The following is a 13,042-nucleotide window of genomic DNA, read 5'->3' as shown; positions in this document are numbered from 1 at the left end:
ACTTCATTTTACACGAATCAATCATGGGCCATTTTTTTATCTAGCTGTTGGTGTCGCACTTCATATTACAATCCGTCTAATATAAAAAATACGATTGAAAAACGGTTTCACAAAGCAAAATCCGAACATTACATCCGAACGTTCGTCATTTTCGGTGAGTCCCTCCGAAAAACCCGGGAGGAATCGACACAAAAAGAGAGAATATATAGAATTTTAAGAAATGTTTTCGTATTACTACTCTCATACAAAAAGGATGAGGCTTGCCCATGCGGGATTATCGCTATTACCAGTCTGCCTTTGCCGGTATTCCAAAGCCGTTCGCCTTCGTCGACCTGGATCTTTTGGAGCAAAATGCAGAGCAAATCGGGTTGCAAAGCAATGGAAAGCCGATTCGGATTGCCAGCAAATCCATCCGCAGCGTCGGTATTCTCAAACACCTTTTGCAACTGGACGACTGCCTTTCCGGGCTGATGTGCTTCTCCGCGCCCGAAGCGCTCCATTTGTGCGCGGCGGGCTTTGACGATTTGCTGCTGGGATATCCTGTCTGGGAAAAAAGCTGGCTGATCGCGCTTGGCGAGCAAATCCAGCAAGGGCGCTCCCTCACCCTCATGATCGACTCTGTCTCGCACGTGGAGCATCTGGAGCAAATCGCCCGCGAGCAAGGCGTCATTTTCCCCGTCTGCCTGGACATCGACATGTCGTCCGATATATTGGGCCTGCATTTCGGCGTGTGGCGCTCCCCTCTGCGCTCGCTGGAACAAGCCGTCGCGCTTGCTTCCCGCGTCGCTTCCTCCAAACACCTCAAACTGGACGGCATCATGGGCTACGAAGCGCAAATCGCAGGCGTCGGCGATCGCTACCCCCGGCAATTTTTCAAAAACAGCCTGATTCGCCTGCTGAAGCAGCAATCGGTCAAGGAGGTGGCTCATCGCAGAGCGGAGCTGGTGAAGGCGATCGGCGAGCTGGGCATTTCGCTGCGCTTCGTCAACGGCGGCGGAACGGGCAGCCTGCATCATACGGGAAGAGAGGACGCGGTTACCGAGCTGACAGCCGGCTCCGGCTTTTTTTCGCCCGGCCTGTTCGATTACTACCAGGACTTTCATTTTCAGCCGGCTGCCGGATTTGCGCTGGAAATCATTCGCAAGCCTGCCGAGCATATTTACACATGCGCGGGCGGCGGCTATATCGCCTCCGGTTCCGCAGGGGCGGATCGCTTGCCTAAGCCGTATTTGCCAACGGGCGTTCGGCTTATGCCCAACGAGGGCGCCGGCGAAGTGCAGACGCCCATCCAGTATCGCGGCATGGAGACGTTGCAGTTGGGCGATCCCGTCTTTTTTCGCCACGCCAAAGCGGGAGAACTATGCGAACGCTTTTCACGGCTCTACTGTGTTTCAGGCGGAAAAGTTGTCGAGGAAATGACGACCTATCGGGGGGATGGACAATGCTTTCTATAAGCAAAAAGGCAAACCGCTTTCGCAACTGGACAGGAAATGTGCAAAGCCAGCCGCGGCAAATCGCGCTGCCGCAATCGCTGGACGAGGTCGTCTCCATCGTCCGCGTCAAGCTCCGTGTTCTTCCCGCCTACCGTCTTCGCTACCAGAGCCTGCGCATGTCGCTGGACGAATGCTTGTCCTCCCTGGATACTTTCAAGCAATCACACCGCCATTTCGAGTTTTTCTCCTTCCCTTACTCCGACACCGTGCAAGTGAAATTCATGAACGAAACCTCGGAGCCTTCCAGCGCGAATCAGCAATGGAGCTACCTGAAAAAAATGGTCGTGGAAAACGGGCTGTTTTGGCTGCTGTCCGAAAGCTGCCGCCTGCGCCCCGCGCTCGCCCGCTCCGTGAGCAGGCTGTCCGCCCAAAGCGTGCCGGCGGTCAACGAAAGCGGCTACAGCCACGAGCTGTTCGCCACCCCGCGCCTCGTCCGCTTTTACGAGATGGAATATTACCTGCCCGCCGAGCATATGGGCGAGGCCATCCGGGAAATGCGCCAGGCCATCGAACAGGAGCGCTTCAACGTTCACTTCCCCCTGGAATGCCGCTACGTGAAAAAAGACGACATCTGGCTCAGCCCCGCCTACGAGCGCGACAGTGCCTTTATCGCCGTGCACATGTACAAAGGAATGCCCTATGAAGCGTATTTCGCCCGCATGGAGCAAATTTTCCGGCGCTATGGCGGCCGCCCGCACTGGGGAAAAATGCACAACATGACCGCCGACGAGCTGCATCAAGTCTACCCGCGCCTGCCTGATTTCCTCGCCATCCGCTCGCGGCTCGATCCCGACGGCATGTTCGTCAATCCGTACTTGTCCGAGCTGTTCGGGCTTTCCTGACGCCTGGAGCCATTCGCATGTCCGCGCACGCAAAAATGCCCCTGCCATTTGCCGTGGCAGGGGCATTTTGTCTGGTCGGGCGCTTAGCCTTGAGTCGGGATGTCCGGGTTGCTTTTCTTGCCGCGGCCATAGCGCACATAATAGTAGAGATAAAACAGCGCCAGTGCGCCAAGTCCGTAGAACAGCCCCACTCGCTGCGTCGGATCGAACGCCGGGAAAATCAGGATGAACGTGCACAACGCCAGGCACAGCAGCGGCATCACCGGGTAAAACGGCGCCACGAACTGCAAATCCTCCAGCTTGCCGCCCTCCCGCAAATATGTCCGGCGGAAGTTGAATTGGGACAGGGCAATGCCCATCCAGGTGAAGGTGACCGCGATCCCGGAGACAGACATCAGCAGGACATAAACGGTATCGGCAGCAATCACGCTGGTCAGCAGCGACAAGAGCGAGAAAGCCAATGTCGCCAGCAGGCTGTTGAGCGGCACGCTTCTTTTCGTCAGCCTGCCGAATACAGGATGCGCCATGCCGCTGTGCGACAAGGCCCACAACAAGCGCGTGGCCGCGTACAGGCACGAGTTGCCGACAGACAACAGCGCCGTCAGGATGACGAAGTTCATGATATCTGCCGCAAACGGAATCCCTACAGAATCAAACACCGTCACGAACGGACTCTCCAACAGCCCCAGCTCGCTTGCCGGGAACAGAGCGGACAAGATCGTCACAGAAGCCACGTAGAACACGAGGATGCGGAAAACGACATTGCGGATCGCTCGCGGGATGTTTTTTTGCGGGTTCTCGGCTTCACCCGCAGCAATCCCGATCAGCTCAGAGCCTTGGTAGGAAAACACGACGTTCATCATCGTGACAAAGACAATGGTAAACCCGAACGGAAACAGACCGCCCTCCGCTGAAAAGTTGGTGAAGAACGGGGCTTCCCGGCCTTCCATACTGATAATGCCGAAAATAGCACCTAGTCCGACAATAATGAAGATGAGGACAGCCAGCACCTTGATCCCCGCAAACCAGTATTCGGTTTCCGCGAATCCTTTCGTTGTCAAAGCGTTGAAGGTAAACAGCAAAAGAATAAACAGGGCGCACCAAATCCAGATTGGCGTATCCGGGAACCATCTCTGCATGACCATCCCGGCGGCGGTAAACTCCACGCCAGCCGTCGTCGCAGAGCCGAGCCAGTACATCCAGCCGAGCGTAAAGCCGCTGGCCGGGCCAATGTACTTCGTCGCATACGTTTGAAAAGAGCCGGTTACAGGCATTTTCACAGACAGCTCACCCAGGCAGGTCATGACCAGGTAGAGCAAAATGCCTCCGACGAGAAACGCGACGAGCGCACCGCCCGGCCCCGCCTGGTTGATCGTATAGCCTGCGTTCAGAAAAAGCCCCGTTCCGATGACCCCACCCAAAGACAGCATAAACAGGTGGCGGCTTTTCATCGAGCGCTGCAGCTCTTTGTCCTTGTGAATCCCACCGTTCATATGATCCCTCTCTTTCCCCGCTCGGGAATGGCAAAATAAGATGCCGGGAAGGAACTGCCTGCGTTAGAAGCGCAGGGACAGGCAGCTCAATCCTCCGTCTTGCTTCTGAAATTCGGACATCTCCAGCTCGATCACCTGGTAGCCAGCATCCGTAATTTGCTTTTTCGTGCTGTCGTAGCCTTTCGGAATGATGACGTAGTCGTTGATGTGGATGCAGTTCGCGGAATACTCCGCTTCTTTTTCCACGATCAGGTGCTTGTAGTCTTTGAACACGGGGGAATCAATAAATTCGCCTGCCAGTACCAAGGTGTTGTTGCCCAGGTAGGCGATTCCGGTTTTCAGATGGAAAAACTCCTTCAGCGGAACGATCGTGACTTCGTAGCCGTACTTGGAGAGAATGTCCCGGAACTGCTTCGCGCCTTCCTCGTTCGTGCGCGTGGACAGTCCCACATAAAAATGGTTTTCTACCTGCATGACGTCGCCGCCATCGAGGAAGCCGGGAGCCTGAATATATTCAATCGTGTCAAAAAAGCGCGGGAGCACTTGCTTCATGTCCTCGATCTCACCGTTGCGGCTTTCCGCGCCAGGGTTGGTGATAACCGCGCACTTTTCCGTCAGGACAGCCGTATCTTCGACGAATGTGGAGTCCGGGAAACGCTCGTCCGCTTCCAACACGGTCACTTCCAAACCGGCTTGCTTCAAAGCCTCTATGTAAGCAGCATGCTGCTTTAGCGCCAGAGCGTAGTCCGGCTTTCCGAGATCAGATGTCGTCAGGCCGTTCACATAGCTTTGCCCCGGTTTTCTTACAATCGCGCGAGAAAATCTCATGATAGTCGTTCTCCCTTCTTTTTCTGAAATCATTCTTGAGATCTGCAAATCGTTCAGGTGCCCGCTTCCGTTCAGGCGCACCGGCTTTGCCTGGAAACGCTTCCGCATAAGCCCGCGCCCTGCTGCCCGTGCGCTGCCACTGATAGCGTCGTGCCTTTGGCGGCGGCATGCTCGGCTGCAAGCCATTCTGCCTGGATCGGCCAGTGCGTTTGCTGCCTTACGCCGCCACCTTTTATTCCGTATCGTGGAATCGCTTCTACAATACAAAATCACACCCTTAATGTAAAATAGTTTTAAATTTTTTGTCAATGAATTTTTACCTGCTCGAAATCTTGTTGATTCGCCTGAACAATTCTGATAGATTGATCTCATAAAATGCTGGCGAGACAACTGGCAAGCAGTCCTACGTCACTAGAAAGCCAGGAGGGAAACACGTTGGTACAATCGATTGACCGGGCAATGAGCATCATCTTTGTCCTGATATCTGACGAGAGCAAAACGCTCTGGTCCATCTCGGAAATCGCTGAGAAAACGTCTCTCCCGCTCAGTACGGTACACCGTTTGATTAGCAGCCTGATGAAGTACGGCTTGATCCAGCAGGTTCCGGAAACCAAGCAATACAAGGTCGGCCTGACCTGGATGGAGATCGGGCTGCGCATTTTGGACAAAATTGATGTGCGGGCAGTCGCCAGAACCGTCATGGAGCAATTGGCGGCAGATGTGCGCGAGTCTGTCTATCTGAATATTCCGCACGGCCATGACGCCATCGTGCTCGAACGGGTGGAAAGCTCCATGACGGTGAGAAGCATCGACAATTTGGGCGAGCGCATCCCGCTGCATATCGGAGCCGCCAACAAAACGATCCTGGCCAACATGGAGCCACAGGAAGCCGAACGGATCGTCGCCGCGCTGATCCCGGAACCCGAGCGCCGCCGCGAACTGCTTCTGCTGCTGCCGCAAATCAGGCAAAATGGATACGCTGTCAGCTACGGGGAGAAAACGGAAGGTACCGCTTCCATCGCGGCTCCCATCATCGGCTACAATCAGCGGGTAGTCGGCGCATTGAGCATCGGCGTCCCCAGCTATCGCATCACCGACGAGCTTTTGTCCACCCTGATTGAGCGGGCCAGACAAAGCGCCAAGGAAATTTCCCATAAGATCGGCGCATTGCCTTAATTTTTTACCCACCAAACGGAAATGGTTTTCACTATACGGAAAACGGAGGCATTTATCATGCAAAAATGGCAGACAAAAGAACAACTCGTCGATCTCCTGTGCAACCTGGTCAACATCCCGAGCGTGACCGGATCGCCTGCCGAAAAAGACTTGCCCGGTTACGTCGTCGATCAGCTCCGCTCACTGCCTTACTACCAGGCCAATCCCGACCATGTCCGGGCCAACCCGACCGGGGATGGACGGCACTTTGTCACCGCTCTCGTCAAAAAGCCGGGCGTGCGCGACACCGTGATTTTGGTCAGCCACTTCGATGTGGTCGATGTCGAGGATTACGGCGGCTGGATGAAGCACGCCTTTGACCCGAAAACGCTCACTCCGCTCTTCCAGCAAAACCAAGCTGACATGCCTGCCGAAGTTCAGCAAGATTTGCGCACAGGCAACTGGCTGTTTGGCCGCGGGACGATGGATATGAAATGCGGGCTCGCCCTGCACATGTCGATGATCGAGCGGGCGTGCGCCGGGGAATTTGACGGCAACCTGCTCTTGCTGACCGTTCCCGACGAGGAAGTAAACTCTGTCGGCATGCGCGCGGCTGTCCCTGAGCTGTTGAAAATTGCCGCAGAATTTGATTTGCGCTACACGACTGTGCTCAATTCGGAGCCGATGTTCACCCGTTTCCCGGGCGACCAAAACAAGTATTTGTACACTGGCTCCATCGGCAAGGTGCTGCCGGGCTTTTTGTGCTACGGAAAAGAAACGCACGTGGGCGAGCCGTTTGCCGGGCTGAACGGCAACTACATGGCCTCGCAGATTACGTGCGAGCTGGAGCTGAACACTTCTTTTTGCGAAGTCGTCGAGGGGGAAGCTTCCCCGCCTCCTACCAACCTGATTCAAAAAGACTTGAAAAAAGAGTACTCGGTGCAAATTCCGCATCGCGCCGTGACGCTGTTCAATCTGTTCCTTTTGGAAAAGAAGATGGAGGAAGTCGTGGAGCCGCTCCTGGACGCAGCGCGAAATGTAGCCGAGCGCATCCGGGAAAACTACCTTCGCCATGCCAGCCAGTTCGCCAATTTTGCTCCTTTTAGCCCGCGTGACCTGTCCATCTCCGTAATGACCTACGAGGAGTTGTACACGTACGCCCTGAAAACATACGGCGAGGACAAGCTGCGCCAGCTCGAGGCAGACGTCATCGCCAACCGCCACGACAAAGACGATCGCGACACGACCATCGAGCTGGTCGATCGACTGGCGATTCTCTGCAAAGAGTTGTCTCCGATGATAATCCTGTTCTTCGCTCCGCCGTTTTACCCGGCTGTCAGCTCGCGCAATCACCCGCTGATCCAGAAAACAGTGGCCGAGATGGAGGCGTATGCGCGGGAACAGCACCAGGTCACTTTGCGCAAACAAAACTACTTCGGCGGCATCTCCGACCTGAGCTACGTCGGACTGCAATACCCGGCAGCCTCCATGCAGCCACTGGTCGCCAACATGCCGCTGTGGGACAACGGCTACTCCATCCCGCTACAGGAGCTGGAAGCTTTTGACGTGCCCGTCATGAACCTCGGCCCTGTAGGCCGCGATGCGCATCAATGGACGGAGCGGCTCGATGTGGACTACGCATTCGACACGTTAAAAGACATGCTGCCTCGCTGCATCCAGTCTCTGCTGCAAAATGGGCAGGCGGCAAAGGAATGAGATAGCTTTTTCCCCGCTTCCAAACAGAAAGGTTCTTACGTCGCCGCGGCTGGCTGCCGTCTCACGCGTAAGAGCCTTGCTGTTTTCCGGCGCTTTTTTTCTGCCTTGCCCCCCGCTTTTTCTTTATAATGAAGAAAAGTGATCGCTGAGGAGGACTCGTCATGAACTTTGAAGCAAAAGAAAAAGGATTCGTCACCCATTTATCGTACGGCGACCTGCACGTCTCCGGCGATGAAGCATACGGCTTTCGCCCGTACCAGTTGCTGGTCTCCTCGATTGCCGCTTGCAGCGGCGGCGTGCTGCGCAAAGTGTTGGACAAGATGAGAATGCCGTGCACCGATATGAAAATCACAGCCGATGTCACACGCAACGAGGCAGAGGCAAACCGCGTCGAGAAAATTCACCTGCACTTCATCATTACCGGGGAAAACTTGAAGCAGGAACGAGTGCAAAAAGCTGTAGAAGCCGCCAGCAAAAACTGCCCGATGGTCCAGTCGGTAAAAGGCAGCATCGTCGTGACCGAGTCTTTTGAGCTGGTTTCCTGATCGGCTCGCTTTCCCTATGCGCCATCATTTTTGGAAAGGAGAGGTCATCATGGGCGACCAGCACGCAAAAAATCCTTCTCCTCCCTTTTTGGCTGCGGCCTTGTTCCTCCTGAAAAGCATGCAGCACGTCGTTTTGCCGCCGAGGAGGCTGTCGCTTCCGTCGCAGCCGCCAGCGGAGCATCCCTGTCTTTTTTCGCGTTCTTTTTCGATGTCCTGGAACCAGATGAAACCGCGCCCGGCAGCTACTCGCCCAGCCGCTCCTGGAAGCCGCACGAAGACAGCTATCAGCTTCACTCGCTCCATCGCTGCACAGAGCTTGTCCTCGCCTTGCAGGCCGACCAGCAGAGCACAAATCCGCTGGACCTCCTGCAAAATCAGATCCGTTTTCAGCAACTGCTGCACACGATCTGGAGCGCCGCCAGCACGCAACCTTCAGTCGATTCGGCAAAAGCAATCGAGCAGACGCTTTCCTACATCCATGCGAATTTTGCAGCGCCGCTCTCTTCCGGCCGATCTGGCGAACAAGGCCGGACTGACACCGCGCTACTACACCGAGGTTTTCAAAAAGAACATCGGCAAATGCCCGATTGAATATGTGACCAGCTACCGGATGGACCAGGCGAAGAAGCTGCTGCGCGAATCGAAAAAACCGTAGCCCTGTCCCGCTGGCGGCTGCCGCAAGCAGCAGTCCGTGCCCCTGCCTAAACCATGCACGTGCAAAAGGACCCTCTGCCCCGCGAAAATCCACAAGGCCAGAGGGTCCTTATTCTGTTTATAAAATCGGAGACAACAATCGCGTCAATGATTCTTGCATACGCGTACGAAGCGGGCGGTTGAAATACTCTTCCACCGTCATTTCCCGGCAATCGGCGAGGTCTGCCACGAACAGCTCCTCCAACTGCCGCGCCATCTGCGAATCGTACAAGAACACATTGGTTTCAAAATTGAGCTTGAAGCTGCGGATGTCGACGTTCGCCGTCCCTACCGAGGAAAGCTGGGTGTCGACCACCATCGTCTTGGCGTGCATGAAGCCTTTTTCGTACAAATAGCAGCGCACGCCGCTTTTCAACAACTCGCCCAGGTAGGAGTGCGTCGCCCAGAAAACCATCAGGTGGTCCGGCCTGCCCGGCACCATCACGCGCACGTCCACCCCGGACATCGCAGCCATTTTCAACGCGGTCAGCATGCTGTCGTCCGGTATGAAGTACGGGGTCTGCAAATAAATCTTGTGGCGCGCCTTGTAGATCATTTTCAAAAACGCGTGCTTGATCTGCTGCTTTTCCGAATTTGGCCCGCTCGACACGATCTGGCAGCCAATTGTGCCCTTTGGCTCCGGCATCTCCGGGAAGTAGTCGAACGACTCCTGCATTCTTTTCGGCGCGGACAAATTCCAGTCCAGGAAAAAGCGCGCCTGCAGCATGTAAACGGCTTTCCCCTCAATTTGCAGGTGCGTATCCCGCCAGTACCCCAGCTTCTTGTCCTTGCCCAAATATTCGTCGCCGATGTTGAAGCCGCCAATATAGCCGCTTTTTCCGTCAATGATCGTCAGCTTGCGATGGTTGCGAAAATTGACCCGGAAATTGAGGAACGGAATCGACGAAGGAAAAAACGAGACGACTTCTCCGCCTGCCTCTACCAATGGCCGGAAAAACCGGGAAGAGACGCCCGCCGATCCGACCGCATCATAGAGCAGCCTGACCTCTACGCCTTCCCGCGCCTTTTTCGTCAACAGCTCCAACAGCCGCGTCCCAAGTTCATCATCATTGAAAATATAGTAGAGTAAATGAACGTGCTCCTTGGCCTCCTCAATCTGCCTGAACATGAGGTCGAACAAGCTGTGCCCTTCGGCGAACACCTGGACGGCATTGTCCTGTGTATAGTAGGCGCCGTCGCTCACCACGTTCATGAAAATCATGTCGCGATGCCGCTTCATCTCCGGATCGTTCACCTGCAGCTCGCCCTGCTCCAACAGCTTCTTCTGCTTGTCGACAGCCGCACGGAAATGGGAAAACTCTCCCTGGCGCAGCCGATACAGCTTTTTCTTGCTCAGTCTTTGCCCAAAAATCAGATAGAGGAGAAACCCGATACCCGGCAAAAACAGAAGAACCATCAGCCAGGCCCAGGTAGCCGCAATGTTGCGCCTCTCCATGAAGATGAGAACAGCGGCCAAGATCAGATTCCCTATCGTAATGACCGCCACAATTTGCTCCAGCAACAACATCACACCACATCCACCCTCACAGGATATCTCCCATTTTACACCATTTCCTCCCGGGATTCATCCTGGGCCCCGGACCGGGTCGGTTACTGCCCCAAAAGCTTCCCGTTTTTCATGATGCATGTATCGTCCAAGTAAACATCCGGCTCTTTGACCACCAGATCAATGTGCACCCCTGCCACAATCGTTCCGCCGAACGTATTGTTGCTGCCGAAGGCCACGTGAATCGTTCCGTACACCTTCTCGTCCTCCAGCACGACTCCCGTAATCCGCGCCTTGTCATTCGTCCCGATCCCAAATTCGCCGAGCATGCGTCCGTCCTGGTCGCCCAAAATTTGCAACAGCCGCTCGGCGGACGTGCCTTCGGCGTGGGTAATCCGCCCTTTTTCAATCGTCAGCAGCAGCGGCGAGTCGATTTTGCCGATCCCGGAAATCGAGCCGTCCACCACGATTTGCCCTTCTGCCGTGCCCTCCAGCGGCGCCACGTAAGCTTCCCCCGACGGCAGGTTGCCCGATTCGCCTGGATTGACGTACATGCCTGTGCTCGGCACGCCATTGCGTCCAGCGATGGAAAAAGTGAGCGACTTGCCCGCCTTTTCGATGCGAACGGTGCTGGCTGCGGTCAGCAGTTCGGTCACTTTCTCCGTCAGCACTTTTACTTGCGCGTAGTCGGCAGAGATCGCGCCCTCCAAAAACATGTCGGCCGTAATACTCGGCATGGTGGCGAGTCTTGCGCCGTTGGCCGCCGCTTCTTTTCGCGCTTTTGTATGCGTCAAGGAATGCTCGGTCACGCACACGACCACATCGGCGCTTTTCATCGCCGCAGCTACAGCCGCCGGAGGCTCCTGGCCTGATTTTTCCCGCTCTTTCATCACCATCAGCATCGCCTCTGCCCCGAGCTGCTTGCCAGCCTCGAAGAGCACTTCGCCAAGCTCTCGCTTAGGCTCGTCCGCGACCACCAAAAAAGCTTCGTTCGCCTGAAGTGCCATGCAGTTTGTCAAAATAGCCTTGCTCGTCTCTATCAGCTTCATCCGATTCATCATCCTCTGCCTCTTTCTCTCTATCATTATGTCCATCACGATCCTGCAAACCATGTTGTCTTCGCTTTCTTTTGCTGCCACTCCTGCTCGCGAAGAAACTGGCGAAATTTTCTTGATTTTTTCTTCGGATTTAGTATGATGAATGTACAAATAAAAACGCAAAAGACAACGGGGTCTTTTTCTGCGCTTGTGATAGAGCGCCGGGAAGGGCCCTGTTTTTTTGCCTGGGGCCAACTTCCCGAAAAATGAGAGCGTTTTCATTTGGGGTTCCTGACAATCTCAGAAAGAAAAGGGGATGACAACAATGTCTCACACACTGGCAAAGCGCAGCTTTTGGTCGCTGACGCTGTTGATGGCCGCTGCACTGCTCGCAGCGTCGCTGCCTGTCTTGGCGCACGCGGCAACACCAGCTCCACAAGTGTTCGACAAGGGGAAATGGGCACCTGCCACCTATCAGGCTGTCAACGCATTGATCGAGAAAAACGGCAGCAAAAATCCTGCCTACAACGCGGCCAAAAAGCCGTATGTCGTCTTTGACTGGGACAACACCAGCATCATGCACGATACGGAAGAAGCCCTCTTTGTCTACCAGATCAACCACCTCGCCTACAAGCTCACGCCGGAAGAGTTCGGCAAGGTGATTCGCACCAACGTGCCGGAAGGGCCTTTTTCCGATGCGTATAAAAACGTGGACGGCAAACCTGTCACTCTCGACGCGATCGCAAGCGACCTGGTTGCCGACTACACTTACCTGTACCAAAATTACGAAGGGCTCAAAGGCAGCAAAACGCTGGAGGAAGTGAAGGCAACAGAGCAATTCGCCGACTTCAGAGCGAAGCTGTATTTTCTCTACGAAGCGATCAACGACACACACAGCAACACCATCGGCTATCCGTGGGTGCTCTACCTGTTCACCAACATGACGATCGACGAGGTTCATCAGCTTGCCGAGGTTTCCAACGATGCGAGCCTGGGCATGGCGATTGAAAAAGTAACCTGGACGAGCCCGAAAGCTTTGGCAGGCAAAGCAGGCGTAGTAAAAGCTTCCCACACAACCGGGCTGCGCCTGACTTCGGAAGTGGCGAACCTGATGAACACGCTGCGCGCAAACGGCATTGACGTCTACGTCGTGTCCGCTTCGCTCGAGGACGTGGTGCGCGTTTTCGCCACCCTGCCGAAATACGGCTACAACCTGCCATCGGAAAACATCATCGGCATGCGGCTGAAAACGGAAAACGGGCTGATTACGAACGTGTACCAGCCAGATTACCCGATCACTGTCGGGCACGGCAAAACAGAAGTAATCGAGAGCGTGCTGGTCAAAAAATACGGCTACGGGCCGATCTTTATCGCGGGCGACAGCAACGGTGATTTTGAGATGATGACCGAGCTGGACAGCGTACAGCTCGCCCTGGTCGTCAACCGCGTCAAAGGCGGCAAAATCGGCCAGCAGGCAGCCAAAGCCGCCGAGCAGCTCGGCAAAGCCAGCCCAACTGTTGTCCTGCAAGGCCGTGACGAAAACACCGGCATGTGGATTCCGAGCGAGTCGACCATTCGGCTGGGCGAAAAAGAGCCGCAGTTGATCTCCAAATAAACGAGCTAGAAACGAGAAAAAACCGCCCGTACAAGCAGGCGTTTTTTTCTGTTCAGCCCATTTTTTGCCTAGCCCAAGCCCATTCCACGCCCATGAGAAAAAGCCCCGCCAAGTGCAG

11 protein-coding genes are annotated in these 13,042 nt (G+C 55.1%); 7 read left to right on the top strand and 4 right to left on the bottom strand.

All coding sequences use genetic code 11. The features are described 5' to 3' along the window. The first annotated feature begins 266 nt into the window (after window positions 1–266). Window positions 267–1,454: an amino acid deaminase/aldolase gene (locus AC3WJN_RS03945; protein WP_005827558.1), complete on the top strand. Its 1,188-nt coding sequence runs from the start codon at window positions 267–269 to the stop codon at window positions 1,452–1,454. Then, a complete protein-coding gene (locus AC3WJN_RS03940; RefSeq protein ID WP_007777330.1) occupies window positions 1,442–2,335 on the top strand; it encodes a D-arabinono-1,4-lactone oxidase in 894 nt (297 codons plus the stop codon). Before AC3WJN_RS03945 ends, AC3WJN_RS03940 begins: the two co-directional genes overlap by 13 nt. Window positions 2,336–2,418: 83 nt before the next feature. Here the strand turns inward: AC3WJN_RS03940 and AC3WJN_RS03935 are convergent, their stop codons facing one another. Together AC3WJN_RS03935 and AC3WJN_RS03930 are read right to left on the bottom strand one after the other, a co-directional pair. After that, complete coding sequence (locus AC3WJN_RS03935; protein ID WP_005827554.1) at window positions 2,419–3,828, bottom strand: amino acid permease; 1,410 nt, start codon at window positions 3,826–3,828, stop codon at window positions 2,419–2,421. Window positions 3,829–3,891: 63 nt separating this feature from the next. Next, complete coding sequence (locus AC3WJN_RS03930) at window positions 3,892–4,656, bottom strand: dimethylarginine dimethylaminohydrolase family protein (RefSeq protein ID WP_026557590.1); 765 nt, start codon at window positions 4,654–4,656, stop codon at window positions 3,892–3,894. Between the two features lie 435 nt (window positions 4,657–5,091). On the opposite strand from AC3WJN_RS03930, the gene AC3WJN_RS03925 reads away from it, so the two are divergent. The 4 genes from AC3WJN_RS03925 to AC3WJN_RS03910 all read left to right on the top strand — a co-directional run bounded on the left by AC3WJN_RS03925 (window position 5,092) and on the right by AC3WJN_RS03910 (window position 8,727). Further along, window positions 5,092–5,832 carry an IclR family transcriptional regulator gene (locus AC3WJN_RS03925; protein ID WP_005827551.1) on the top strand — a complete coding sequence of 247 codons (741 nt, stop codon included), beginning with the start codon at window positions 5,092–5,094 and terminating at the stop codon, window positions 5,830–5,832. Between the two features lie 57 nt (window positions 5,833–5,889). After that, a complete protein-coding gene (locus AC3WJN_RS03920) occupies window positions 5,890–7,527 on the top strand; it encodes a M20/M25/M40 family metallo-hydrolase (RefSeq protein ID WP_005827549.1) in 1,638 nt (545 codons plus the stop codon). 161 nt (window positions 7,528–7,688) lie between these two features. Next, complete coding sequence (locus AC3WJN_RS03915; protein ID WP_005827547.1) at window positions 7,689–8,072, top strand: OsmC family protein; 384 nt, start codon at window positions 7,689–7,691, stop codon at window positions 8,070–8,072. A 49-nt stretch (window positions 8,073–8,121) separates the two neighbouring features. Continuing rightward, window positions 8,122–8,727, top strand: a complete 606-nt coding sequence (locus AC3WJN_RS03910; RefSeq protein ID WP_007777341.1) for a helix-turn-helix transcriptional regulator — start codon at window positions 8,122–8,124, stop codon at window positions 8,725–8,727. Between the two features lie 117 nt (window positions 8,728–8,844). Here the strand turns inward: AC3WJN_RS03910 and cls are convergent, their stop codons facing one another. Then, on the bottom strand, window positions 8,845–10,293 hold the full coding sequence (gene cls, locus AC3WJN_RS03905) for a cardiolipin synthase (protein WP_005827542.1): 1,449 nt from the start codon (window positions 10,291–10,293) through the stop codon (window positions 8,845–8,847). 83 nt (window positions 10,294–10,376) lie between these two features. After that, window positions 10,377–11,321: an aminopeptidase gene (locus tag AC3WJN_RS03900; protein ID WP_081494676.1), complete on the bottom strand. Its 945-nt coding sequence runs from the start codon at window positions 11,319–11,321 to the stop codon at window positions 10,377–10,379. A 313-nt stretch (window positions 11,322–11,634) separates the two neighbouring features. Between AC3WJN_RS03900 and AC3WJN_RS03895 the strand changes: the two genes are divergently transcribed. Then, window positions 11,635–12,924 (top strand): haloacid dehalogenase-like hydrolase, encoded by a 1,290-nt coding sequence (locus tag AC3WJN_RS03895; RefSeq protein ID WP_007777346.1) that lies wholly within the window; start codon window positions 11,635–11,637, stop codon window positions 12,922–12,924. Window positions 12,925–13,042: the final 118 nt, after the last annotated feature.

The sequence above is a fragment of the Brevibacillus sp. FW306-2-1A-C05A genome (genome assembly GCF_058781555.1).
This window is presented reverse-complemented; position numbering and strand designations above follow the sequence as displayed.

Bases quoted from the DNA above. Each gene is read 5' to 3' on its own strand.
- AC3WJN_RS03940 (WP_007777330.1), top strand. From the start codon at position 1,442: ATGCTTTCTATAAGCAAAAAGGCAAACCGCTTTCGCAACTGGACAGGA.
- AC3WJN_RS03935 (WP_005827554.1), bottom strand. From the start codon at position 3,828: ATGAACGGTGGGATTCACAAGGACAAAGAGCTGCAGCGCTCGATGAAA.
- AC3WJN_RS03895 (WP_007777346.1), top strand. From the start codon at position 11,635: ATGTCTCACACACTGGCAAAGCGCAGCTTTTGGTCGCTGACGCTGTTG.
- AC3WJN_RS03900 (WP_081494676.1), bottom strand. From the start codon at position 11,321: ATGAAGCTGATAGAGACGAGCAAGGCTATTTTGACAAACTGCATGGCA.
- AC3WJN_RS03910 (WP_007777341.1), top strand. From the start codon at position 8,122: ATGGGCGACCAGCACGCAAAAAATCCTTCTCCTCCCTTTTTGGCTGCG.
- AC3WJN_RS03930 (WP_026557590.1), bottom strand. From the start codon at position 4,656: ATGAGATTTTCTCGCGCGATTGTAAGAAAACCGGGGCAAAGCTATGTG.
- AC3WJN_RS03920 (WP_005827549.1), top strand. From the start codon at position 5,890: ATGCAAAAATGGCAGACAAAAGAACAACTCGTCGATCTCCTGTGCAAC.
- cls (WP_005827542.1), bottom strand. From the start codon at position 10,293: ATGTTGTTGCTGGAGCAAATTGTGGCGGTCATTACGATAGGGAATCTG.
- AC3WJN_RS03945 (WP_005827558.1), top strand. From the start codon at position 267: ATGCGGGATTATCGCTATTACCAGTCTGCCTTTGCCGGTATTCCAAAG.
- AC3WJN_RS03915 (WP_005827547.1), top strand. From the start codon at position 7,689: ATGAACTTTGAAGCAAAAGAAAAAGGATTCGTCACCCATTTATCGTAC.